The organism is Pseudomonas capeferrum, from assembly GCF_013523055.1.
Lineage (GTDB): Bacteria > Pseudomonadota > Gammaproteobacteria > Pseudomonadales > Pseudomonadaceae > Aquipseudomonas > Aquipseudomonas capeferrum_A.
On sequence record NZ_JAAMQM010000005.1, the window covers coordinates 211,170 to 234,402 of the forward strand.

The 23,233-nt window shown below is 60.6% G+C and carries 18 protein-coding genes, 1 tRNA gene and 2 pseudogenes; 4 read left to right on the forward strand and 17 right to left on the reverse strand.

The window, feature by feature from the left end:
- Nucleotides 1–4: 4 nt before the first annotated feature.
- The 4 genes from G7009_RS07915 to G7009_RS07925 form a co-directional block, all read right to left on the reverse strand.
- Nucleotides 5–1,687 carry a flavin monoamine oxidase family protein gene (locus G7009_RS07915; RefSeq protein ID WP_181129413.1) on the reverse strand — a complete coding sequence of 561 codons (1,683 nt, stop codon included), beginning with the start codon at nt 1,685–1,687 and terminating at the stop codon, nt 5–7.
- Between the two features lie 713 nt (nt 1,688–2,400).
- Nucleotides 2,401–2,862 (reverse strand): Lrp/AsnC family transcriptional regulator, encoded by a 462-nt coding sequence (locus G7009_RS07920; protein WP_181129415.1) that lies wholly within the window; start codon nt 2,860–2,862, stop codon nt 2,401–2,403.
- 136 nt (nt 2,863–2,998) lie between these two features.
- On the reverse strand, nt 2,999–3,298 hold the full coding sequence (locus G7009_RS27705; protein ID WP_258197890.1) for a hypothetical protein: 300 nt from the start codon (nt 3,296–3,298) through the stop codon (nt 2,999–3,001).
- 46 nt (nt 3,299–3,344) lie between these two features.
- Complete coding sequence (locus G7009_RS07925; protein ID WP_181129417.1) at nt 3,345–3,812, reverse strand: hypothetical protein; 468 nt, start codon at nt 3,810–3,812, stop codon at nt 3,345–3,347.
- On the opposite strand from G7009_RS07925, the pseudogene G7009_RS27710 reads away from it, so the two are divergent.
- Nucleotides 3,789–3,994: pseudogene (locus tag G7009_RS27710) on the forward strand (helix-turn-helix domain-containing protein); the annotation flags it as partial. The gene G7009_RS07925 and the pseudogene G7009_RS27710 overlap by 24 nt on opposite strands.
- A gap of 202 nt (nt 3,995–4,196) precedes the next feature.
- On the opposite strand, the gene G7009_RS07930 reads toward G7009_RS27710, so the two are convergent.
- From G7009_RS07930 to rpsU, 5 genes and pseudogenes are all read right to left on the reverse strand, one after another.
- A tRNA-Ile gene (locus G7009_RS07930) sits at nt 4,197–4,273 on the reverse strand.
- A 14-nt stretch (nt 4,274–4,287) separates the two neighbouring features.
- Nucleotides 4,288–7,524: pseudogene (locus tag G7009_RS07935) on the reverse strand (EAL domain-containing protein); the annotation flags it as partial.
- A 274-nt stretch (nt 7,525–7,798) separates the two neighbouring features.
- Nucleotides 7,799–9,643: an RNA polymerase sigma factor RpoD gene (gene rpoD / locus G7009_RS07940; protein WP_181129419.1), complete on the reverse strand. Its 1,845-nt coding sequence runs from the start codon at nt 9,641–9,643 to the stop codon at nt 7,799–7,801.
- 67 nt (nt 9,644–9,710) lie between these two features.
- Nucleotides 9,711–11,690: a DNA primase gene (gene dnaG, locus G7009_RS07945; RefSeq protein ID WP_181129420.1), complete on the reverse strand. Its 1,980-nt coding sequence runs from the start codon at nt 11,688–11,690 to the stop codon at nt 9,711–9,713.
- Nucleotides 11,691–11,972: 282 nt separating this feature from the next.
- Nucleotides 11,973–12,188, reverse strand: coding sequence for a 30S ribosomal protein S21 (gene rpsU, locus G7009_RS07950; protein ID WP_002551877.1), 216 nt, complete (start codon nt 12,186–12,188; stop codon nt 11,973–11,975).
- A gap of 205 nt (nt 12,189–12,393) precedes the next feature.
- Here rpsU and tsaD point away from each other — a divergent pair, with 205 nt between their 5' ends.
- Nucleotides 12,394–13,419, forward strand: coding sequence for a tRNA (adenosine(37)-N6)-threonylcarbamoyltransferase complex transferase subunit TsaD (tsaD, locus tag G7009_RS07955; protein ID WP_181129422.1), 1,026 nt, complete (start codon nt 12,394–12,396; stop codon nt 13,417–13,419).
- Between the two features lie 23 nt (nt 13,420–13,442).
- Here the strand turns inward: tsaD and plsY are convergent, their stop codons facing one another.
- Nucleotides 13,443–14,012 (reverse strand): glycerol-3-phosphate 1-O-acyltransferase PlsY, encoded by a 570-nt coding sequence (gene plsY, locus G7009_RS07960; protein WP_181129424.1) that lies wholly within the window; start codon nt 14,010–14,012, stop codon nt 13,443–13,445.
- A gap of 74 nt (nt 14,013–14,086) precedes the next feature.
- Between plsY and folB the strand changes: the two genes are divergently transcribed.
- Both folB and folK read left to right on the forward strand, forming a co-directional pair.
- Nucleotides 14,087–14,443: a dihydroneopterin aldolase gene (gene folB / locus G7009_RS07965; protein WP_181129426.1), complete on the forward strand. Its 357-nt coding sequence runs from the start codon at nt 14,087–14,089 to the stop codon at nt 14,441–14,443.
- Nucleotides 14,434–14,943 carry a 2-amino-4-hydroxy-6-hydroxymethyldihydropteridine diphosphokinase gene (gene folK, locus G7009_RS07970; RefSeq protein ID WP_181129427.1) on the forward strand — a complete coding sequence of 170 codons (510 nt, stop codon included), beginning with the start codon at nt 14,434–14,436 and terminating at the stop codon, nt 14,941–14,943. The genes folB and folK overlap by 10 nt, the downstream gene beginning before the upstream one ends.
- A 71-nt stretch (nt 14,944–15,014) precedes the next feature.
- Here folK and G7009_RS07975 read toward each other — a convergent pair whose 3' ends face one another.
- The 7 genes from G7009_RS07975 to apaG all read right to left on the reverse strand — a co-directional run bounded on the left by G7009_RS07975 (nt 15,015) and on the right by apaG (nt 23,077).
- Nucleotides 15,015–16,259, reverse strand: a complete 1,245-nt coding sequence (locus tag G7009_RS07975; protein WP_181129429.1) for a multifunctional CCA addition/repair protein — start codon at nt 16,257–16,259, stop codon at nt 15,015–15,017.
- 54 nt (nt 16,260–16,313) lie between these two features.
- Nucleotides 16,314–17,879, reverse strand: coding sequence for a SpoVR family protein (locus G7009_RS07980; protein WP_181129431.1), 1,566 nt, complete (start codon nt 17,877–17,879; stop codon nt 16,314–16,316).
- Nucleotides 17,876–19,150 (reverse strand): YeaH/YhbH family protein, encoded by a 1,275-nt coding sequence (locus G7009_RS07985; RefSeq protein WP_181129433.1) that lies wholly within the window; start codon nt 19,148–19,150, stop codon nt 17,876–17,878. Before G7009_RS07985 ends, G7009_RS07980 begins: the two co-directional genes overlap by 4 nt.
- A gap of 134 nt (nt 19,151–19,284) precedes the next feature.
- The gene (locus G7009_RS07990) at nt 19,285–21,207 is read right to left on the reverse strand and encodes a PrkA family serine protein kinase (protein WP_181129435.1); all 1,923 of its coding nucleotides are present in this window, start codon (nt 21,205–21,207) and stop codon (nt 19,285–19,287) included.
- 282 nt (nt 21,208–21,489) lie between these two features.
- Nucleotides 21,490–21,819, reverse strand: a complete 330-nt coding sequence (gene glpE / locus G7009_RS07995; protein WP_181129437.1) for a thiosulfate sulfurtransferase GlpE — start codon at nt 21,817–21,819, stop codon at nt 21,490–21,492.
- A gap of 32 nt (nt 21,820–21,851) precedes the next feature.
- Nucleotides 21,852–22,697 carry a symmetrical bis(5'-nucleosyl)-tetraphosphatase gene (locus tag G7009_RS08000; RefSeq protein ID WP_181129439.1) on the reverse strand — a complete coding sequence of 282 codons (846 nt, stop codon included), beginning with the start codon at nt 22,695–22,697 and terminating at the stop codon, nt 21,852–21,854.
- Nucleotides 22,697–23,077 carry a Co2+/Mg2+ efflux protein ApaG gene (gene apaG, locus G7009_RS08005; protein ID WP_181129441.1) on the reverse strand — a complete coding sequence of 127 codons (381 nt, stop codon included), beginning with the start codon at nt 23,075–23,077 and terminating at the stop codon, nt 22,697–22,699. Before apaG ends, G7009_RS08000 begins: the two co-directional genes overlap by 1 nt.
- Between the last annotated feature and the right edge of the window lie 156 nt (nt 23,078–23,233).

Consider the following 23,233-nt stretch of genomic DNA (forward strand, 5'->3'; position numbering starts at 1 on the left):
TCTTTCAGTCGGCCAGGGCGATCGGACCGAGCGCGTGGAACACATCCCCAGGGCCGGGATTGTCGGGGTGGGTCTGCCCACCGAAGTGAGTCATGATACCCCACACCGCATTGAGCGACGTCTGGACCGCGCCTTCGACCCAGGCGGGCGTCCACGACACATCGTCACCGGCAATGAAGATACCGCGCTGCTCCTCGGGCATGGCCTGCTGCATGAAGTGGGCGTACATGCGCTGGTTGTAGCGGTAGTGTCCGGGCAGCGCCCCTTTGAAGGCACCCAGGAAGTAGGGATCGGCCTCCCAGGAGACGGTGATCGGATCACCGATGACATGGCCGGCGATATCGAGTTTGGGGTAGATCTTCCTCAACGCGTCCAGGGCCAGCTTCACGCGTTTTTCCACGGGGTGCGGCAGCATTTTCAAGGCGTCGCTCATCCACGAGTAGGACAGGCAGATCACCCCCGGCTTGTCGTCGCCGTTGTCGAACAGATAGGTGCCACGGGTCAGGCGGTCGGTCAGGGTCATGCTCATCAGGTCGCGACCGGTTTCCGGGTCCTTGTCTTTCCAGAACGGGCGATCGACCATGACGAAGGTCTTCGACGACTGCATGTAGCGAGTACGGTCCAGGGCCATCCACATCTTCTGCGAAAACAGCGATTCCTCGCATTCGATCTGGGTCGTCAGCAACCAGCTCTGGCACGTGGTCAGGACCGCCGCGTAGTGGCGGGTGTCGCCCCAGTTGTCGGTCACCGCCAGGCGGCCATCGGCGGCACGCGCGATGCTCTTGACCCCTGAACGTGGTGCTCCGCCATGCAAGGTGCTCAGGCTGGTGCCTTCCGGCCAGTGCTGACAACGCTCCGGCTGGTGACGCCAGATGCCCTGGGGCACCTGCTCGACGCCGCCGACGATCAGGTGCTGATTATCGTCGCAGTTGGTCATCACCACGCGGAAGATTTCCAGCATGGAGTTGGGAAAATCCGAATCCCAACCACCGGTCCCGAAGCCTACCTGGCCGAACACTTCCCGATGCTGGAAACTCAGTTTGGCGAATGCCTTGGAGGACGCGACGAAATCATAGAAGGTGCGGTCATCCCACAGTGGCACCAGACGATTCCACAACTGCTTGAGGCGCAGCACGTTCCGGTCGCGAATGGCCTGCTGGATCTCGCCGAACGCTGCGCCGTCCTCGAGGGCATCGGCCCAGGCATCGGCGACCTCATGGAAAAGCGAGGGCAGGTCCGATGGCTTCTCGGCATAGTAGGTCTGGCCTTCAAGATCGATCACCGTGCTGCCGGATGCCGAGGTCAGGGGATTGGGGAAGGGTTTCGATTCCAGGCCCAGCTTGTCGACGTAATGGTAGAAGGCCGTGGACGACACCGGAAAGCGCATGCCGCCCAGCTCCGCAACAATGCCGTCGGTGCCATTGAATGGCTGGGAGCGCAGTCGTCCACCAAGCTTCGATGCTTCGTATACCACGGGCTTGAGGCCCAGCTTCATCAGCTCGTAGGCCGCCACCAGTCCAGCGATACCGGCACCGACAATCGCCACCTCCTCACCCAGCCGCTCGGCCGGGATACTGCCCAGGCCGGCTGGGTGCTCCAGCCAATCATCGAAAGCGAAGGGAAAGTCGGGACCGAAGCTGGTGATGGGTTTCTTGCCGTCGACGGGATGGCGATTGTTCTTGTTCATGGAAGACCTTGGGCTGGGGCTGCGCGGGGGAGGCTGCCTGAGTATAGGAAATGCCTGAGGTCATTCTAGGGAGGTGGGCGGACGTAAATAAGACGCAGAGTGTTGTCGTTATGGGGGGTTTTTCGTCGATTTGTCTGATTGGAAGGGCGATATGACATAAATGAGCTGTCGGTGGAAACTGCTTGGCCATTGGGATGGGTCACCCTCATCACGGCGGCTCGGCATCCAGGCAAGCCCGCTTCTACCGGGGGCGGCGCTTGTTATCAGGAGTATGGATCATCGATAAAGGTGTGAACTGCTAAAAACCAGTGGGAGCAACTGGCTTGCTCAAATTTCGAAATGCATGCGTTCCTGGACTGCCCCCAAGGTTGGATTGATGTCCAGCTTCTTGGGCAGTCCATCCCAGTGGGAGCGGGCTTGCCCGCGAACACGGGCCAAGCTCGTGCCATCCACCGCGTGGCTTGCTTCGCGGGTAAACCCGCTCCCACCGGAATCACGCACTGGCGGCGACCGCCATCGCTACCGCGGGAGCGCTTGCTGCGCTGTCGCCCAAGCAACGATTCTTAAGCCACCGCCGTACCTATGGGGCTTGCCCGGGATGAGGCCATAAGCCTTTACAAGGGAGAAGGCCAAAGCCGAACGCCAGAATCGGCTGCTTCTAACTGAGTGGCATTAGGCAAGTAACACCGTATCTACGCGAACATCACCTCAAATCAGCCCGGCTGTCCGCGATCGACCTTGCTACTGAGAATGATCGAGGTCGTGGTCTTTTCCACGCCTTCAAGGTTGCCGATCTGGTCAAGCAACTGATCGAGCTGCTCCGGTGAATCCGTGCGCAGCCAGGCGACGTAATCGAATTCGCCGCTGACCGCACACAGCTGCTGAACCTGGCCCATCGCACTCATGCGCCTGACCACATCCTTGCCCGCGCGCGGTTGCACGGTGATCCCGACATACGCTTGCAGCCCGCCATCGATCAAGCGCTGCCCCAGACGAACACCATAGCCGGTGATGACCTTGCCTTTCTCCAGCCGTGCCAGCCGAGCGGTGACCGTGGTGCGGGCGATGCCTAACTGGCGAGCGAGGGTGGCGACGCTTTCGCGGGCGTTGATCTGCAGCAGGGAGAGCAACTGACGGTCGATTTCGTCGAGAGCGGTGGGGCGGGATTCCGGCATGAGGGGTCTCGGTGGTGGGTCCGGTGGGCCAGGCGGGCGCCGGGTCGGAGCGTACCTTAAATCATGGGGCGGGAGAGATCATGTGCGCGCTTTCACCTTGCGGGCGGACTTGAGCGAGTAGAACGCTGGATGCTGTTCAGTTCTTGCACCTGGCCAACACCACTTGGCAAGTCTTCGGCGTGCCGCCGGAGCGACCGGCATAGCGAACGCAGTTATTCAGGGATTTCTGACGCGCTATGTTCAAGCTCGAACCCCAGGCCAGACCGCCTTCGCCAGCGGTGGGGACCGCTTTCGCGTAGCAGGCGGAGCCTAGGCTTGCCATGGCGTAGCGGCTGGTCTTGGGTTTGCTCGAGCATCCTGTCGTCGACGTCAGGGCGATAGCCAGCAGGCAGGGAAGAGCCCATGAGGAGCACGGGTGTGAGGTTTTTCCGATCATCCCGTGTCTCCTGCAGGAAGAAGCTCGGTGGTGTGCTCTATCAATGTTAGTTGGTATCAGGCCTGGCCTCGGGTCGATTGAAGGGGGCTGATGCATTTGGCTGTTCTTCCCGCAAGGCGTTGGCTATTTGCTCGCGTATTTCGATGACGGTCTTGTCCCTAGTCTTCACCCTTATGCCCAACACCTGAATCCGAGCGATTCCCGCATCCGCCAGGCCAAGGCTGCGTAGGCCATCAATCCACCGCTGCAGACGCTCCGGAGCCGTTTGCCTTGCGTTGGGTCCCTGGGCATGCCGACACACAGAGCACATGTCATCGAGATAAGGTCTGGCTGCCCAGGTGCCTGGCCTTCGATACTCATACAGACCGCAATTGCAGCGGCAGAGCCAGACCGTGCCCTTTCCTGAACGGCTGGCGCGACACCAGGCGATCGCAGTCATCTTTCCGCGCTGCTTGCCGGTGTAGTCGGCGACGTGGTCGGGGCGGGGGATGACTTCCATGTCGATGCCGTGCAAGTCAAAAACATCCGCAAGGCCACGGGATTGTCCCAGGTTGCCTTTGCCCGCACGCTAGACGTTGCAGTAGGCCTTTGCGGAATTGGGAGCAGGGACGGTGTGACCCTGAAGGACCTGCTAGGGCGTTGCTTCGGGCAATCCATAATGATCCCACCAACGTGCTTGCTGCCTTGAAGCAGTAAAGGCTGGTGAAAACCCTCAAGGATCTCAGTCGCAAGGATTGGGCCTAGCGCTACGGGAGCTGAAAAGCCACGTACGAATACCTTGTGACCGTGCACAGGAAGATGGCAGCCTGTGGGTCAAAGAAGAGCAACCGTCGTCGCTATCGATTTTCCTGGGCGGATCCTAGAAACGCAAAAGCCGCGCAATGCGCGGCTTCGAAGATGGTGGGCCCACACGGACTCGAACCGTGGACCAAAGGATTATGAGTCCTCTGCTCTAACCAACTGAGCTATAGGCCCCAGTGGAGGCGCGATTATAACGAGGGTTTCATCCCCGTGCCATCCGAAAGATCGGAAAGTGCTATACGAAGGAAAGCCGCGGCGAAATCATCAGGCGGCAAGGGCAAGCTCACGATGTATCCCTGAATCTGTTCACACCCCTCGGCAGCCAGGAATTGCTGCTGCGCCTGATTCTCCACGCCCTCGGCAATGATGGTCAGCTGCATGCTCCGTCCAAGGGCAATGATCGCCCGGGCAATGGCCGCGTCGTGAGGATCATCGGGTAGCCCGCGGATGAACGACTGGTCGATCTTGAGGATATCCAGCGGCAGGCGCTTCAGGTAGCTGAGCGAGGAATAGCCGGTGCCGAAATCGTCGATCGCCAGTTGCACGCCGAGCTTCTTGAGCTGATGGAGAACAACCAGCGCTTCCTCCGCCTGGCTCATGATGAAGTTCTCGGTGATCTCCAGCTGGAGGTCGCCCGCCTGCAACTGGTTGAGCCGTAGCAGGTGCTCGATGCGCTTGGCCAGGTTGGGCTGGCGCAGCTGGGCGCCGGCCAGATTGACGGAAAGGGGGCCGAAGGCATGGTAGGCGCTTTTCCATTCGCTCATCTGACGACACGCTTGCTCCAGTACCCAGTCGCCGATCTGCAGGATGGTGCCGTTCTCTTCGGCCAGGTGGATGAAGTGCTCTGGCGGCACTTGACCAAAGGTGGGGTGGTTCCAGCGGATCAGCGCCTCGGCGCCGACCAGTTGCTGGGTCTTGAGACTGTGCTTGGGCTGGTAGCAGAGGCTCAGTTCGTTGCGTTCTATGGCGCGGCGCAGTTCGTGCTCCAGGGCGATGCGTTCGCTGGCCTGGGCGGTAAGGTCGCGGGTATAGGCTTCGACGCGGTTGCGGCCCTTGGCCTTGGAGCGATACATGGCGGCGTCGGCATTGCGGATCAATGAGGCGACGTCGGTGCCGTCCTGTGGGTACAGGCTGATGCCGATACTGGCGCTGGTGAAGAACTCGTGCTCACCCGCCTGGAAGGGCGCATGGAAGCAGGCCAGGAGCTTGCTGGCGATAGCGCTGGCATCGCTGGGCTTGTGCAGCCCCGGGAGCAGGATGATGAACTCGTCGCCGCCCAGGCGCGCCACGGTGTCGACGTCGCGCACCTGTTCCTTGAGGCGCTGCGCGATGCCTTTGAGCAGCAGGTCGCCGACAGGATGGCCGAGACTGTCGTTGATGTGCTTGAAGCGGTCCAGATCGAGGAACAGGACCGCGCCCTGGCGATTGGTGGCTTGGGCGCAGGCAAGCGCGGCCAGCAGGCGGTTTTCGAACAAGGTGCGATTGGGCAGGCCCGTGAGGGGGTCGTGGTGGGCCTGGTAGTCGAGCTTGGCCTGGGCATGCTTGAGGCTGGAGATGTCGGCGAAAACGGCCACGAAATGGGTGATTTCGCGTTCGCTGTTACGCACGGCGCTGATGGTCAGCCAGCCTGGATAGAACTCGCCGTTCTTGCGCCTGTTGCAGATCTCTCCCTGCCAGTGGCCTTCGGCGGTCAGTTGATGCCACATGGCGGCGTAGAAGGCGCTGTCGTGCTGGCCGGAAGCGAACAGGCGCGGCGTCTGGCCAAGCGCTTCGATCTCGCTGTAGCCGGTAATTTCGCTGAACGCGCGGTTGACCGCGCTGATGCGCTGGTCGGGGTCGGTGATCAGGACACCTTCGGCTGTATTCTCGAACACGGTGGCGGCGAGCTGGAGCTTTTCCTGCATCATATGGCGTTCGGTGATATCGCGGGCAATGGTGAGCATGCAGTCGTCCCCGCCGATCGGTAGCGGCCGGGCCGACAACTCGCACAAGCGGATCTGCCCGTCACTACGGCGGATATGGCAACTGAGGTCGCGTACGTAACCATCACGGTTGAGCAGCTCGAGCATGCGCCGCCGCTCGTTGAGATCGACCCAGATGCCCAAATCCAACGAGGTCTGGTCGTATCCTGGATTGAAATCGTAGCCTGTGATACGACAGAAACCATCGTTCACTTCGATCAGCAGGCCGTCGCTTTGGCGTGACAGCAACAAACCGTCCGGGGACGCGTGGAACGCCTTGGCGAACTTTTCCTCGGAGGTCTGCAGCTGTTCCTGGGTTTCCTTCAGCTGGCTGATGTCGCGTACGGCAACCACCAGCGCCAGTGTGCTGTCGAGCTCGAAGATCTCGGCGGAGGTGAGGCCTGTAAACAACTGGCCGTTACTGCGACGGAAGGTCATTTCAAGATTGCGGATGCCGCCTTTCTGCAGGCGCTCCAAGAGGGCAGGGCCGGTACACGTGGCGCCCCAGAGATCCAGCTCGGTGGCAGTGCGGCCAATCACCTGGGCCGGGCTGAGGCCGATCTGTTCCTCGAAGGCTTCGTTGACCTCCATCAGGCAGCCGTCATCGTGGCGAGCGATCACCAGGATGTCCGGGCACTGCTGGAACACCGAGGCGAACTTCTGCTCGGACAGGCGCAAGGCATCTTCGGTGTGCTTCGTCTCGCTGATGTCGATCATCAGGCCACGCATGACGGGCTTGTGACCATGCTCGATCATGCTGACGATGTTGCGTACCCAGAGGCTATGGCCGTCGGCGCGGATCACGCGGTAATCGAGGCTGTGGTCGCGACCGGCGGCGGTCTCGCTTTCGCAGTAGGCCTGCGCCCACAGTGCGTCTTCAGGGTGAAGAATACTGTGCCAGAAACCCGGCTTGAGCCAGTCGCTCAGCGGGTAGCCCAGCAGGTCGCCCGCGTGGGGCGAGACATAGCTGTAGCTGAAGTCGTTGGCATTGGCCTCCCAGGCAATGGCCGAAAGGCTCTCTATCAGGCTGCGGTAATGGTATTCGCTACTGCGAAGTTCTTGCTCGAGTGAGATGCGACGGGAGATCTCGGAGCTCAGACGACGGTTGATACGAATGACAGTCGCCAATATCAGAGCCATCAGCAGGATCGCGGGGAGCCCGTAGACCAGTACGTCATGCCAGAAGGTAGATTGATTCAAACCGTTTCCCACCCAGCGCTGTTGTATTTGGTTGATATTCCTGTCGCTAAGGCCGGCCATGGCTTTGTCGAAAATATCGACCAGGATCTTGTGTTCAAGCGGCACCGCCATAGCCAATCGGTCGCGCTACGGTGTCTGGCCACTGACATGCAGACCGTCCAACTTGAGCTGAGGCAGGCTCCAGATGCTTGAAGCGAGATCGCCCGCCATGGCGTCGACTTCATCCATGGCCAACGCTTGGAGGGCCGACCTGACACTGGGCAAGGGGAGGCAAAAGCAAGGAAGCCCCGGCGCAACCGTGGATGTGCACTGAGCCACTCGGCTTTTTCGCCGGACAAGGTAAGGGTGCCGGCCGTTGCGTTCCAGGTAGGCAGGAGCAGCAACGGAAGGACCGGCATCAGGGGCATGTCAGCCTCTCGATCAAGGGGGGAATGATTCGAGTGTAGACTACTGGCAATGTGCCGGGTGGGTGCTTGAAAGGGCGTTTTCGATTCTTTCTTCAACAAAGAAAAACCCCGGCCTGGGCCGGGGTTTGTCATCACTCGTCGAGGAAGGAACGCAAATGTTCGCTTCGCGTCGGGTGGCGCAGTTTGCGCAACGCCTTGGCTTCGATCTGACGGATCCGCTCACGGGTCACGTCAAACTGTTTGCCCACCTCTTCGAGGGTGTGGTCGGTGTTCATGTCGATACCGAAGCGCATGCGCAGCACCTTGGCTTCGCGAGCGGTAAGGCCCGACAGCACATCGCGTGTCGCTTCCTTGAGGCTCTCTACCGTGGCTACGTCGATTGGCGACTGCATGGTGGAGTCTTCGATGAAGTCACCCAGATGCGAGTCTTCGTCGTCGCCGATCGGGGTTTCCATGGAGATCGGCTCCTTGGCGATCTTCAATACCTTGCGGATCTTGTCCTCGGGCATTTCCATGCGCTCACCCAGCTCTTCCGGGGTCGGTTCGCGACCCATTTCCTGCAGCATCTGCCGGGAAATGCGGTTGAGCTTGTTGATCGTCTCGATCATGTGCACCGGGATACGGATGGTACGCGCCTGATCGGCGATCGAACGGGTGATCGCCTGGCGAATCCACCAGGTAGCGTAGGTCGAGAACTTGTAGCCGCGACGGTATTCGAACTTGTCCACCGCCTTCATCAGGCCGATGTTGCCTTCCTGGATCAGGTCGAGGAACTGCAGGCCACGGTTGGTGTACTTCTTGGCGATGGAGATCACCAGACGCAGGTTGGCCTCGACCATTTCCTTCTTCGCGCGACGGGCCTTGGCCTCGCCGATCGACATGCGACGGTTGACATCCTTGATCTCGGCGATGGTGAGGCCGGTCTCGGCTTCCAGGTCGACAAGCTTCTGCTGGCACGCGACGATGGCGGCGTTTTTCTCGCCCAGGGCCGTAGCCCACTTGGTGTTGCGCTTGGAGAGGTCACCGCTCCAGGTCTGGTCGACTTCGTTGCCTGGGAACAGGCGCAGGAAGTCGGCTCGCGGCATGCGGGCATCACGAACGCACAGCTGCATGATGGCGCGTTCCTGGGCGCGCAGACGCTCCAGGGCTCCACGTACACGCTCGACCAGTACCTCGAACTGCTTGGGCACCAGCTTGATCGGCATGAACAGCTCGGCCAGATGCAGAAGCTCGGCAATGCTCTGCGGGCTGCTGCGACCATGCTTCTTCAGGGTCTTGTTGGCGACCTGAAGCTGATCGGAGACCGCGCCGAAGCGCTGACGGGCGACTTCAGGATCCGGACCGCTTTCGGCCTCTTCCTCGTCATCGCTCGCCTCGGCGTCTTCTTCGTCTTCGTCTTCCTTGGCGACTGCGGGCTTGGTGCCGAGCTGCGGCGCCTCTTCGTTCGGCGTGGCGATGCCGTCATCGGGATCGATGTAGCCGCTGAGCACGTCGGACAGGCGACCACCTTCGGTGGTGACGCGGTCGTATTCGCTGAGAATGTAGTCGACAGTACCCGGGAAGTGAGCGATGGCGCTCATGACTTCACGGATGCCTTCCTCGATGCGCTTGGCGATTTCGATCTCGCCTTCGCGGGTCAGCAGCTCGACGGTACCCATTTCGCGCATGTACATGCGCACCGGGTCGGTCGTGCGGCCGATATCGGTTTCCACGGCTGCCAACGCCGCGGCAGCTTCTTCGGCTGCGGCTTCGTCGGTATCGGCTTCGGCCAACAAAAGGGCATCCGCATCCGGAGCACTCTCGAATACGTTGATCCCCATGTCGTTGATCATGCGGATGATGTCTTCCACCTGCTCAGGATCTGAAATATCCTCAGGCAGGTGGTCGTTGACCTCCGCGTAAGTCAGGTAGCCCTGCTCACGACCGCGGGTGATCAACTCTTTGATACGAGACTGCTGTTGCGCTTTTCCGGACATAACACCCTATCCACTGAAGGTCTTGGCGGGCAAAAAACAAGCCGAGGATTATACCCGAGCATGGACCTCACGCGCCAGATGAGGTCGGGGTTTGTGCGGGAACATTCCGGCTCAGCAATTCGCGCAGCTGGTTTTTTTCCTCTGCACTCAACTCGCTTTGACGTGCTTTTCTGAGCAGATGTTCCAATGTGCGCTCGCGCTGACGAGCGGACAGACTAGTAATAGTGTCGAAAAACTGTTGTTCAAGGTTGTCGGCGTCGATCAGCCATTCCTTTTCGGCCAGCGCGCGCAGCAAGCGCCCCTGGTCGGTGCCGTGCCAGCGTGCAATCAACTGTAATGAGCGTAGCTCAGGATTCTTCTGCAAGGCTTCGAGCAGGGCTACCAGCAGTTGCGCGTAAACATGGTCTTCGGCGGCGAAATGGCTGGCATCCTCGACTTTACGGGCCAGTTGCGGGTGATGCAGCAATGAGCGCAGGGCCGCCAGGGTAGGCGGCTCCACGGGTGCCGGCACGCGCGGCTGGGTGTCCTGGCGTTGGCCGTCGCGCTGCCAGGGCTTGCCGCCCTTCTTGTCCCACGGCTTGCCATCCCACTGTTTCTTGCCGCTGCCCTTGCCGGGTTTCCAGGGTTGTTGCTGAGGGGCAGCGTAGTCGACATGATACGCATCGGCCATGTCAGGCGTATAGCTGGCCATGGCGTCGTAATCGAAGCCTGGATCGTAGTCCGGTACGCTGCTTGGCGGTGCGCTCTGGGCCAGTTGCTCGACCTGCTGATGGTCCAGGCCGGTGATCTCTTTCAGCCTATTGCGCATCAATGCGCGCAGGTTCGCGCCCGGTATCTTTTCGATCAACGGTGCGGCCAGGGTGACCATGTGCGCCTTGCCTTCCAGCGAGCGGGGGTCGGCCTCGTCGCTCAATTGCTCGAAGAAGTAGTCCGCCAGCGGCTGCGCATGCTGATTGATGCGGGCCCGAAAGGCATCCGTACCCTCGGCGCGAACCAATGTGTCCGGATCCTCGCCTTCGGGGAGGAACAGGAAGCGTGCGCGCCGACCGTCCTGCAGGCTCGACAGGGTCGACTCGAGCGCACGCCACGCCGCCTTGCGGCCTGCCTGGTCACCGTCGAAGCAGAACAGGACATTGGGTACCACCCGGAACAAGCGCTTGAGATGCTCTTCGCTGGTGGCCGTGCCCAAGGTCGCGACGGCATTGCGCAGGCCTTGCTGCGCCAGGGCGATGACGTCCATGTAGCCTTCGACCACTATGATCTCGTCGAGGTTGCGGTTGAACTTGCGCGCCTCGTACAGGCCGTAGAGCTCCTGCCCCTTGTGGAACACGGGTGTTTCAGGAGAGTTCAGGTATTTCGGCTTGTCATCGCCCAGTACCCGGCCGCCGAACGCGATGACGCGGCCGCGGGTATCGCGGATCGGAAAGATCACTCGGTCGCGGAAGCGGTCATAGCGCTTGCCGCTTTCGGCATTCTCGATCAGCAGGCCGGCGTCGATCATGGCTTTCTGCTGCAGGGTATCGCTGCCAAGGTGCTTGGACAGGTTGTCCCAGCCCGGCGGCGCGAAGCCCAGGCCAAAGTCGCGGGCGATTTCCCCGGACAGGCCTCGTCCCTTGAAATAGTCGACCGCCGACTTGCGGGTCGGATGGCTGCGCAAGGCCTGGCGATAGAATTCGGCGGCGGCCTCCAGCAGCGGATACAGTGGCGAGTCGGTCGGCTGGCGTGGCGTCTGGCCCCGACGGCCTTCCTCCCGCGGTACTTCCATGCCCGCCGCGCGCGCAAGTTCTTCCACGGCCTGGGGGAAATCCAGGTTGTCGTGGTCCATGATGAAGCCGAGCGCATTGCCTCCGGCGCCGCAACCGAAGCAGTAATAGAACTGCTTGTCCGGACTCACGGTGAAGGAGGGTGACTTTTCCTTGTGGAAAGGACAGCACGCGGAAAGGTTTTTGCCGGTCTTTTTCAGCTGGACGCGCGAACTCACCACATCGACGATGTCGGTGCGGTTGAGAAGGTCGTCGATGAAACTCTGGGGAATCAACCCGGCCATGGCATTCTCGTCATCAGGCAACAAGCAAGTTTAATCGCTAATGCGCGGGTTCGAGCAAAAATGGCGTCTACAGGATGTGTAGAAGATGTGCGCGTCGACAGCCACGGAGGCTCGTCAGACAGGACGTGCACCGCTGATCGCTAAGATCAGTGCTGCGGTAGGGCAGGGAGCGACATGCTGTTGCATGAAACACCTCGGCGATGTGCCCGAGGTTCGAAGCAACCGCTGCCATCAGCCCGGCACGAGGCCGGGCAGGCAGAAGCTTTGCGATGAACGCCTGTATCAGTACAGGCGAACGGCGCGGCGCTGTTCGCGCTGTACTTTCTTGGCGTGACGCTTGACTGCGGCTGCAGCCTTGCGCTTGCGCTCGGAAGTCGGCTTCTCGTAAAACTCGCGGCTACGAACTTCAGCCAATACACCGGCTTTCTCGCAGGAGCGCTTGAAACGACGCAGAGCTACGTCGAAGGGTTCGTTCTCTTTAACTTTGACGGCTGGCATCCAGGGCTACCTTCTTTCATTACCGGGGTAGACGTGCTCCTGAACAAAACAAGAGGTGTGCTGGAGAACGTCGGTTTTTAAGGGTTGCGGATGTTAACCCTTAGCTGACAGGAATGCAAAGCCTCTGATCGAAAACCGCTGGTCGGCACCCTGTACCGGGACTATCATGCGGGCCTCGAATTGAGCCTCTACAAGGCACGGACCCATGCTAGTACTGGGATTAGAAACATCCTGCGACGAAACCGGCGTCGCATTATACGACAGCGAGCACGGCCTGTTGGCCGATGCGCTGTTCAGCCAGATCGACCTGCATCGCGTCTACGGCGGAGTAGTGCCCGAGCTTGCCTCGCGCGATCACGTCAAGCGCATGCTGCCGCTGATCCGCCAGGTCCTGGCCGAGGCCGACCGGGTCGCCACGCAGATAGACGCCATTGCCTATACCGCGGGCCCAGGCCTGGTCGGCGCACTGCTCGTCGGTGCCTCCTGCGCGCAGGCGATGGCCTACGCCTGGGGCATTCCGGCGCTTGGCGTGCACCACATGGAAGGCCATCTGTTGGCCCCGATGCTTGAAGAGCAGCCACCGCAATTTCCGTTCGTCGCCTTGTTGGTTTCGGGTGGCCACACCCAGCTGGTTCGCGTCGACGGCATCGGCCAATACGAGCTGCTGGGCGAGAGCCTGGACGATGCCGCGGGCGAGGCCTTCGACAAGACGGCCAAGCTGATCGGCCTGAATTACCCCGGTGGTCCCGAGATCGCTCGCCTGGCCGAGCGCGGGACGCCAGGCCGATTCACGTTCCCACGGCCGATGACCGATCGTCCGGGCCTGGCGTTGAGCTTCAGCGGTCTCAAGACCTTTGCCTTGAACACCTGGCAGCAATGCCGCAACGCCGGGGACGAAAGCGAGCAGACGCGTTGCGATCTGTCGCTGGCGTTCCAGGAAGCGGTGGTGGATACGCTGACCATCAAATGCAAGCGGGCATTGAAGCAGACCGGTCTCAAGCGCCTGGTCATCGCCGGTGGCGTCAGCGCCAACCGGGCGCTGCGCGCCTCGCTGGAAAGCATGCTGGCCAGCATTAATGGCAATGTCTATTACGCCCGTCCTGCCTTCTGCACCGACAACGGCGCGATGATCGCCTACGCCGGTTGCCAACGCCTGCTCGCGGGCCAGCGCCAGGGTCTGGCGATCAGTGTCCAGGCGCGTTGGCCGATGGAGCAGTTGCCAGCGGTTTGATGCCTGCACACACGCGACGGTGTTCAGAAATGCCGTTCGCGTCCGGCGAACAGGTCGCGTAGATTGCTGCGATGACGCCAGACGATCATGATCGTCAGGACAGTCATCGGTAGCAGGGCTTCAGGTTCGCGCCAGGCCAGCAGTGGCAGGGTAAGCGGAGTCGCGATCAGGGCTGCCAGGGAGCTGGTGCGGGTGAGGTAGAGGGTTAGCATCCAGGCACCGATGGCCAGGAGCGCGGCCGGGAAATACACCCCCATCAGCATGCCTGCCGCCGTCGCCACGCCCTTGCCGCCGCGCAAGCGGAAGTACAAGGGATACATGTGCCCAAGCACCGCGCAGATGCCGATCCAGGCCTGCTCTTGCAGATCGAGCCCGGCCATGCGAGCTGCCAGCACGGGCACCAGCCCCTTGCACAGGTCGCCCAGCAGGGTCAGGATCGCCAGTCTGCGTCCCGCGAGGCGCAGCATATTGGTTGCACCGGCATTGCCTGAGCCACCGGAACGTGGGTCAGGACTGCCGTTGAGGCGGCTCAGTAGAATGGCGAAGGACAGAGAGCCGAGCAGGTAGGCGAGCAGCGCCAGTAGCCAAAACATGCTAACTATTCCGGGCGAGGACGCCCTGATTCTAACGGCGCAAGTCGCCCTTGTCGTGCTGTGGAGAAAAGTGCTTGGACAGAGTGTTCATCGAAGGCCTGGAAGTCGATACCGTCATCGGCGCCTATGACTGGGAGCGGGATATTCGCCAATGCCTGCGCCTGGACTTGAGTTTTGCCTGGGACAACCGACCGGCGGCCGCGACCGACGACCTCAGCCTGGCACTGGATTACGCCAGTGTCACGGCACGCATCCAGGCTTATTCCGAGCAGGCGCGCCATGAGTTGGTGGAAACCTTTGCGGAGCGTCTGGTCGCGCTGCTGATGGACGAGTTCGGGATACCCTGGATGCGTCTGAAACTGACCAAGCCCGGCGCGGTTCCCGCCGCCCGTGGCGGTGTTGGCGTGGAGATCGAGCGCGGATGTCTGTAAGCACGGTTTACCTGGGTCTGGGCAGCAATGTCGAGCGCGAGGCGCACCTGTGTGCCGGGCTCGATGCCCTGGCTGGCATCCTCGAGAACATGCGCTGTTCGGCGGTCTTCGAAAGCGAGGCGGTCGGGATCAAGAGCGGTCCTTTCTACAACCTGGTGGTAACAGGGGAGACCCGCCTGCCCTTGATGGAGCTGGACCGACACCTCAAGTTCATCGAGGCCGAGAATGGGCGCTATGCGCCGGACCGCAAGGGCCTGCCCTTGGACATCGATGTGTTGATGTACGCCGACTTGCATGGCACCTTCGATGGTCTGGTGCTGCCTCGCGCGGAAATCCTCAAGAATGCCTTCGTACTTCGACCTCTGGCACTGATTGCTCCAGACCTTCTCCATCCTGGCGAGAACAAGCCCATGGCGCAGGTATGGCAGGAGGCACGTATCGATCAGGAATTGAGAGCAGTGCCGTTCGAGTGGCGAGGTCTGCAACTCACGCCTACCTGAGGCAGGCGGGCGGGACGCCAAGCCACAAGCGTGTTGCGGCTTGACGTGCACGGTGACGCGCCGTCAATCCGTCATTGCTGGCTTGCCGCGCTCAGTTCACGTGCTCTGTAGAGTTCCAGCGCCTTCAGTCTTTCGCTTTTGATAGCCTCGCCCAGCGCTTGGCCGGTAAGCCCCGCGGCGACCAGTGATTGTGCCTGTACCGCCTTCGCGGCCGCTGCGGCGCCGCGCAGGTAGGCCGCCTGTGGATAAGTGTCGTGCTCCAATGCCAGACGACAGCGAGCGTCCATTTCGCAGGCTGCAATGAAGTCTTCGAAACGCTGCGGGCGACGATAGATATCGAATCTCTGCAGCAGCTCCAGTAGCGCGGAGGCATCCAGTTCCAACGCGAGGTGGCAGTGGCTGTGAAACTCTCCCACCAGCAATGCCAGTTCCTGGCACTCACGGGGTGCCTTGAACCGTTGATTGACCGCCTTGATCGAGGCCAGGTCGCATCGCTCTGATACCAAAGGGCGCGGCCACTTGCGTTGCTGTTCGGGGCTTTCCCCGAGATCCTGCAACAGGCAGGCCCAGCGCACATGCAGAGGTAGCCGATGCCTTGCGGCTTCAGCCAGCACGGCAAGGGTGTGCAGCCCTCTGTCGAGCCGTTGGTCAGGGATTGCCGACTGTGAGGCATCGAACAATGCGTCTACCTCGGGCATCAATTCCTTGAGCGCTGCGCATTCGCGCAATACCTGAATGAAGACCTGAGGTTGATCTTCCATCAAAGCCCGTTCGATTTCCTTCCAGCTGCGCTCGGCGGTCAAGGCCTGAAGCTCGCCCGATTGGGCGATTTGCCGCATCAACTCCAGCGTTTCCGGGGCGATATGGAAGCCCAGTGGCGCATAGCGTGCGGCGAAACGGGCAACGCGCAGCACCCTGAGGGGATCTTCGGCGAACGCGGGTGAAACGTGACGCAGCAGACGTTGTTCGAGGTCATGTCGACCGTGATACGGATCGCACAGATTGCCGTGCTCGTCCTCGGCCATGGCATTGATGGTCAAGTCGCGGCGTATGAGGTCTTCTTCGAGCGTCACTTCAGGGCTCGCATGGAACGTGAAGCCTCCATAACCCCGGCCGCTCTTGCGTTCGGTTCGCGCCAGCGCATATTCCTCGCCCGTACGAGGATGGATAAAGACTGGAAAATCAGCGCCGACCGGACGATAGCCCAGCGCTTGCATCTGCTCGACCGTAGCGCCGACCACCAGCCAGTCGATATCGCTGACGGGGATGCCCAGCAGGCGATCACGCACTGCCCCACCGACTTTGTAAATCTGCATATGAAACCTCCATGACTGGCGACAGGATAACCTGTCGCCAGTCATGGCGGCGCTTTAGAGGTGAACGACGGCCAGGTCCATGCGACCGTAGTCGCCGCCTTCGCCATGTTCGCCGCGAGGCGGCATGTGATGGGTCTTGACGATCTGATCGCCCTGGACGGTTTCCAGGTGGATATCGAAACCCCAGAGTCGATGCAGGTGCTTGAGTACCTCGGCGGTGGAGTCGCCCAGCGGCTTGCGGTTGTGTTGTTGATGACGCAGGGTCAACGAGCGGTCGCCGCGTCGGTCGATGCTCCAGATCTGCACGTTGGGCTCGCGATTGCCCAGGTTGTACTGAGAGGCCAGGCTTTCACGAATGATCCGATAGCCTTCTTCGTCATGAATCGCCGGGACCAAAAGATCATCGCGTTGGTCGTCGTCCATGATGCTGAACAACTTCAGGTCACGGATGACCTTTGGTGACAGGTACTGCAGGATGAAGCTCTCGTCCTTGAAGCTGCTCATGGCGAACTTGATGGTGGAAAGCCAATCGCTGCCAGCAATATCGGGGAACCAGCGTCGATCCTCTTCGGTAGGGTGCTCGCACATGCGACGTATGTCGCAGTACATGGCAAAGCCCAGCGCGTAGGGATTGATACCGCTGTAGTAGGGGCTGTCGAAGCCGGGCTGGTAGACCACGCTGGTGTGCGACTGAAGGAACTCCATCATGAAACCATCGGTGACCAGGCCTTCGTCATAGAGGTCGTTCATGAGGGTGTAGTGCCAGAAGGTGGCCCAGCCTTCGTTCATCACCTGCGTCTGGCGTTGCGGGTAGAAGTACTGTGCGATCTTGCGCACGATCCTGACGACCTCGCGCTGCCAGGGTTCCAGCAGGGGAGCGTGCTTCTCGATGAAATAGAGAATGTTTTCCTGGGGCTCCGCCGGGAAACGCCCCTCGTCGCGGTCATTGCCCTTGCCCGCGCTTTTCGGAATGGTCCGCCACAGATCGTTGATCTGGCGCTGCAGGTGCTCCTCGCGGTCCTTCTGCCGTTGACGCTCTTCCTCCGCCGAGATCGGGTATGGCCGCTTGTAACGGTCCACGCCGTAGTTCATGAGGGCATGGCAGGAATCGATCAGGTCTTCCACCGCATCGATACCGTGCCGCTCCTCGCACTGACTGATGTACTGCTTGGCGAACACCAGGTAGTCGATGATGGAGCTGGCATCGGTCCAGGTGCGGAACAGGTAGTTGCCCTTGAAGAAACTGTTGTGTCCGTAACAGGCATGGGCGATCACCAGCGCCTGCATGCATATGGTGTTTTCTTCCATGAGGTAGGCGATGCAGGGATCGGAGTTGATCACGATCTCGTAGGCCAGCCCCATCTGGCCGCGGGTATAGGACTTTTCGGTGCTGAGAAACTGCTTGCCATAGGACCAGTGATGGTAGCCAAGCGGCATGCCCACGGAAGCATAGGCATCCATCATCTGTTCGGCAGTGATGACCTCTATCTGGTTGGGATAGGTGTCCAGAGCGTACCGTTCGGCCAGGCGACTGATTTCCCGGTCGTAGGTCTGGATGAGTTCGAAGGTCCATTCGGACCCCACGGAAATAGGCTGGCGTCTCTGTTCTCTGGCGGTCATGTGGCTAACCTGCGCTGGAAGAGTTCACGGAAGACCGGGTAGATGTCGCCGGCCGAAACCAACTGCTGCTGGGCGAAGGTATCGGCGAAGGATTCGCCGATCCGCTCGTATTCATACCACAACGCCTGGTGTTCACGCGGGGTGATCTCGACGTAAGTGTAGTATTGGACGAACGGCATGATCTGCTTGGTGAGGATTTCCCGACAGATCGGCGAGTCATCGTTCCAGTTGTCACCGTCCGAGGCCTGGGCGGCGTATATGTTCCACTCGTTGGCCGGATAGCGTTCGCTCATGATCTCCTGCATCAGCTTGAGCGCGCTGGAGACGATGGTGCCGCCGGTTTCCCTCGAATAGAAGAATTCTTCTTCGTCTACTTCGCGAGCACTGGTGTGATGACGGATGAAGACGACCTCGATGCGCTCGTAGTTACGCTTGAGGAACAGGTAAAGGAGGATGAAGAAGCGCTTGGCGACATCCTTGGTCGCTTGGGTCATGGACCCGGAAACGTCCATCAGGCAGAACATGACAGCCTTGGAGCTAGGGTTCGGATGCTTGACCAGCAGGTTGTACTTGAGGTCGAACGTATCGAGGAAAGGCAGGCGATTGATCCGTGCCTTCAAGCGCTCGATTTCGATCTCCAAGGCCTGGATATCGGTGAAGTTGTCTGGCTCCTCGACCTTGAGGCGCGCCAGCTCCGCCTGTGCCTCGCGCAGCATGGCGCGACTGCTGCCCGTGAGGGCGATGCGTCGGGCATGAGCCGAGCGCAGCGTGCGGACGATGTTGATACGAGAGGGGTTACCCTCGCTGCTGATCCCGGCGCGCACGGTCTTGAAGGTATCGGTGCCCGTGAGGTGGCGCTTCACCAGGTTAGGCAGTTCCAGGTCCTCGAACATGAACTCGAGGAATTCTTCCTGGGTGATCTGGAAGACGAACTCGTCCATGCCCTCGCCGGAATTGCCGGCCTTGCCGCGTCCTGCGCCGCCGCCGCCCCCACCTTGAGGGCGAGGTATGTGCTCGCCGGCGGTGAATTCCTTGTTGCCGGGGTGCACGACGGTCTGCTTGCCGCCACGACCATGATGCAAGACGGGTTCGTCGATATCGCGTCCGGGGATGCTGATCTGCTCGCCATGCTCCATGTCGGTGATGGAGCGGCGGCTTACGGCCTCTTCGACGGCTTTCTTGATGTGCTCACGGTAGCGCCGCAAGAAACGCTGGCGGTTCACCGTGCTCTTGTTCTTGCCGTTCAGGCGGCGGTCGATTACGTAGCTCATAGGCCCTCCGGTGCTCAGCAGCTTCGAACTGCAAGCGATAAGCTGCAAGGCAAGGCAGCCGGGAAAGCGGCAAGCCGGGCCACGACCTCAGTGCGTGGCGTCCGGCTTGCGGCTTGCGGCTTGCAACCTGCCGCTTATTGCGATTTCCTGACCCGCAGGTACCATTCCGACAACAGGCGGACCTGCTTGTCGGTATAGCCACGCTCCACCATCCGCGTGACGAAGTCGTTGTGCTTCTGTTGGTCTTCCTTGCTGGCCTTGGCGTTGAAGCTGATGACCGGCAGCAGGTCCTCGGTGTTGGAGAACATTTTCTTCTCTATCACCACCCGCAGCTTTTCATAGCTCAGCCAGCTTGGGTTCTTGCCGTTGTTGTTGGCGCGGGCGCGCAATACGAAGTTGACGATTTCGTTGCGGAAATCCTTCGGATTGCTGATGCCCGCGGGCTTCTCGATCTTCTCCAGCTCCTCGTTGAGCGCGATGCGGTTGAGGATCTCGCCGGTTTCGGGATCGCGGTATTCCTGGTCCTGTATCCAGAAGTCGGCATACAGCACATAGCGGTCGAAGATGTTCTGGCCGTATTCGCTGTAGGACTCCAGGTAGGCTGTCTGGATTTCCTTGCCGATGAATTCGATATAGCGAGGCGCCAAGTATTCTTTCAGGTAGCGCAGGTAGCGCTCGCGCACTTCGGCCGGGAACTGCTCCTGCTCGATCTGCTGCTCCAGCACGTAGAGCAAGTGCACTGGGTTGGCCGCCACTTCGTGCGGATCGAAGTTGAAGACCTTGGACAGGATCTTGAAGGCGAAACGGGTCGACAGGCCATTCATGCCCTCGTCCACGCCCGCCGAGTCGCGATACTCCTGGATCGACTTGGCCTTGGGGTCGGTGTCCTTGAGGTTCTCGCCGTCATACACGCGCATCTTCGAATAGATGTTGGAATTCTCCGGTTCCTTGAGGCGCGAGAGGACGGTGAACTGGGCAAGCATCTTCAAGGTGTCCGGCGCGCAGTGCGCCTTGGCCAGAGAGCTGTTGATCAGGAGCTTGTCGTAGATCTTGATTTCGTCGCTGACGCGCAGGCAGTAAGGCACCTTGACGATGTAGATACGGTCGATGAAGGCTTCGTTGTTCTTGTTGTTGCGGAAGCTGTGCCATTCCGATTCGTTGGAGTGGGCCAGCAGAATGCCGGAGTAGGGGATGGCCCCCAGGCCTTCGGTACTGTTGTAGTTGCCTTCCTGGGTGGCGGTCAGCAGTGGGTGCAGCACCTTGATAGGCGCCTTGAACATCTCGACGAACTCCATCAGGCCCTGGTTGGCCCGGCACAGGGCGCCCGAGTAGCTGTAGGCGTCGGCGTCGTTCTGCGGGAATTCCTCGAGCTTGCGGATATCCACCTTGCCGACCAGGGCGGAGATATCCTGGTTGTTCTCGTCACCCGGCTCGGTCTTGGCGATGGCGATCTGATTGAGAATGGACGGATAGAGTTTCACTACCTTGAACTTGGAAATGTCACCGCCGAATTCCTGCAGGCGCTTGGTCGCCCAGGGAGACATGATGGTGCTCAGGTAGCGCTTGGAAATGCCAAACTCCTCCTCGAGGATCGCCCCGTCCTCGGTGGCATTGAACAGCCCGAGAGGCGATTCGAATACCGGAGAGCCCTTGATCGCATAGAAGGGTACCTTTTCCATCAGCTGCTTGAGCTTTTCGGCCAGGGACGACTTGCCGCCCCCGACAGGACCCAGGAGGTACAGGATCTGTTTCTTCTCTTCCAACCCCTGCGCCGCGTGGCGGAAATAGGACACGATCTGGTCGATGCATTCTTCCATCCCATGGAAGTCGGCAAAGGCCGGATAGCGACGGATCACCTTGTTGGAGAAAATCCGCGAGAGCCTGGAATTGGTAGAGGTGTCGATCAGCTCCGGTTCACCTATGGCCATCAACAGCCGTTCGGCGGCCGAAGCGTAGGCGCTACGATCCTCTTTGCACAGCTCGAGGTACTCCTGCAGCGTGAGTTCTTCCTGACGCGTGGACTCGAAACGTTGTTGGAAGTGGCTAAAAATACTCATGACGTCACCTCGCTCGATACGTGGAGCCGACGCCGGATCGATCAGCATGATGCTGGCATGCAATCGGAATGAACGATTGCTGTATACCCCCCAGAACACCTGTAACACGCTACCGATGACCCGCACGCCGGTGTACCGGCTCTCCCCTTTTTGGATGGCCTGCGCTTAAGGATAGTTGGTTATCGGAGAGGTCAAGGCCGGAGGGCCCGGAAGTTGCCCGCGACCGTTCGTCAGGCTGGGCGCCAGCCCGCACAGGACGCGGGCTGCAGGAAGATGAAAAATTTATTCCAATGGACTTTGGGCGGTTTCGCCAGGGTAGGTGGCGCGCCACAATTCAAAGCCGCCATCAATGCTGTAGACGTCGGAAAAGCCTTGCCCGGCCAGATAGGCGGCCGCGCTCTGGCTAGAGTTGCCGTGGTAACAGACCACCAGAGTGGGCGCGTCGAGATCGGCGTTACGGATGAACTCGGCGACCGAATGGTTATCCAGATGTGTGGCGCCACTGATGTGCCCGGAGGCATAGGCTTGCGGGTCGCGAATGTCGACCACGACTGCCCCTTGCTCGCGCAGAGCCTGGGCCTGTTCGGGAGGGATGCGCTTGAATTCGCTCATGAGAGGGTTTCCTTCAGGACTGGATGTTCATGCTAGTGGGTTGCGCCGATACGCGGCGTGCCGTCTTCAGCGCAGTCGCAGCGATGGAATTCACCACTGTCGACGTTGTACAGGGTCATGGCGTTACCCCAGACGCAGCCCGTGTCCAGCGCGATCACGCCCGGTTCGTCACAACGCCCTTCAAGCGCTGCCCAGTGGCCGAAGATGATCTTCACGTGCCGGGACCGACGTCCCTTGTGCGCGAACCATGGCTTGTAGCCGTTGGGTGCGCTGTCCAGGCCTTCCTTGCTCTTGAGGTCAAGCTTGCCTTCTGCGCTACAGAAACGCATGCGAGTGAAGTAGTTGGTGATCACCCGCAGGCGTTCGACACCGCTCAGCTGCTTGCTCCACTTGTTCGGCTCGTTGCCGTACATGCCGTCCAGGTACAAGCGAAGACGCGTCTCGTCGCGCAGGGCATTCTCGACTTCACTGGCCAGTTCCAGCGCACGCCCCAGGGTCCATTGGGGCGGAATACCGGCATGCACCATCGCCACGCCACGTTGCTCGTCGTAGTGCAGCAGCTTCTGGCGGCGCAGCCAGTCGAGGAGTTGGTCGGCATCAGGCGCGTCGAGGATTTCGCGCAGGGTATCGCTTTTCTTCAACCGCTCGACGTTATGCCACGTGGCTAGCAAGTGCAGATCGTGATTGCCCAGCACGCAGACCAGGGATTCACGGATGCCGTACAAAAAACGCAAGGTCTCCAGCGACTCGGGGCCGCGGTTGACCAAGTCGCCGACGAGCCATAGACGGTCGACCGCGGGATCGAAAGCGACTCTCTCCAGAAGGCACTTGAGCGGCTGCAGGCACCCCTGCAGGTCGCCTACCGCATAGACTGCCATCAGTGCAGGGCTCCGGGCACGGACAGGCGGAAGGGAGCTATGGGCGCGTCGAAGCGTGTAGTGTCTTCGGCGGCCATCTGGTAGCTGCCTTCCATGGTGCCGACTGGGGTGCTGATGACGGCGCCGCTGCTATAGGTATGGCTGCCGCCGGGCTCGATCACCGGCTGTTGACCGACGACCCCGGACCCACGGACCTCTTCGACCTCGCCATCGCCGTTGGTGATCAGCCAATGGCGCGAAAGCAGGCGAGCCTTGAGGGTGCCGCTGTTCTGGACAGTGATGGTGTACGCAAAGGCAAAACGGTCGTTGTCGGGGTCGGATTGTTCTTTGAGATAACGGGTCACGACACTGACGTCGATCTGGTAGCGGGGATCAGACATTCACGGGGGCCTTGGACATGCAGACGCGGATACGGCTATGGCTGCAGTCTAGGTCATTGGGAGGGGGAGAGGCCAGTACCCGGGGCTGCGGCTTTGACGATGGCCTGCTTGGGTGGGAGGACGGATGTTCGCCTGGCGGACGCCCGGGGCTGCTTG

Coding starts and splice junctions, on each gene's coding strand:
- G7009_RS07915 (WP_181129413.1), bottom strand. CDS start 1,687: ATGAACAAGAACAATCGCCATCCCGTCGACGGCAAGAAACCCATCACC.
- G7009_RS07920 (WP_181129415.1), bottom strand. CDS start 2,862: ATGCCGGAATCCCGCCCCACCGCTCTCGACGAAATCGACCGTCAGTTG.
- G7009_RS27705 (WP_258197890.1), bottom strand. CDS start 3,298: ATGATCGGAAAAACCTCACACCCGTGCTCCTCATGGGCTCTTCCCTGC.
- rpoD (WP_181129419.1), bottom strand. CDS start 9,643: ATGTCCGGAAAAGCGCAACAGCAGTCTCGTATCAAAGAGTTGATCACC.
- dnaG (WP_181129420.1), bottom strand. CDS start 11,690: ATGGCCGGGTTGATTCCCCAGAGTTTCATCGACGACCTTCTCAACCGC.
- rpsU (WP_002551877.1), bottom strand. CDS start 12,188: ATGCCAGCCGTCAAAGTTAAAGAGAACGAACCCTTCGACGTAGCTCTG.
- tsaD (WP_181129422.1), top strand. CDS start 12,394: ATGCTAGTACTGGGATTAGAAACATCCTGCGACGAAACCGGCGTCGCA.
- plsY (WP_181129424.1), bottom strand. CDS start 14,012: ATGTTTTGGCTACTGGCGCTGCTCGCCTACCTGCTCGGCTCTCTGTCC.
- folK (WP_181129427.1), top strand. CDS start 14,434: ATGTCTGTAAGCACGGTTTACCTGGGTCTGGGCAGCAATGTCGAGCGC.
- G7009_RS07975 (WP_181129429.1), bottom strand. CDS start 16,259: ATGCAGATTTACAAAGTCGGTGGGGCAGTGCGTGATCGCCTGCTGGGC.
- G7009_RS07980 (WP_181129431.1), bottom strand. CDS start 17,879: ATGACCGCCAGAGAACAGAGACGCCAGCCTATTTCCGTGGGGTCCGAA.
- G7009_RS07985 (WP_181129433.1), bottom strand. CDS start 19,150: ATGAGCTACGTAATCGACCGCCGCCTGAACGGCAAGAACAAGAGCACG.
- G7009_RS07990 (WP_181129435.1), bottom strand. CDS start 21,207: ATGAGTATTTTTAGCCACTTCCAACAACGTTTCGAGTCCACGCGTCAG.
- glpE (WP_181129437.1), bottom strand. CDS start 21,819: ATGAGCGAATTCAAGCGCATCCCTCCCGAACAGGCCCAGGCTCTGCGC.
- G7009_RS08000 (WP_181129439.1), bottom strand. CDS start 22,697: ATGGCAGTCTATGCGGTAGGCGACCTGCAGGGGTGCCTGCAGCCGCTC.
- apaG (WP_181129441.1), bottom strand. CDS start 23,077: ATGTCTGATCCCCGCTACCAGATCGACGTCAGTGTCGTGACCCGTTAT.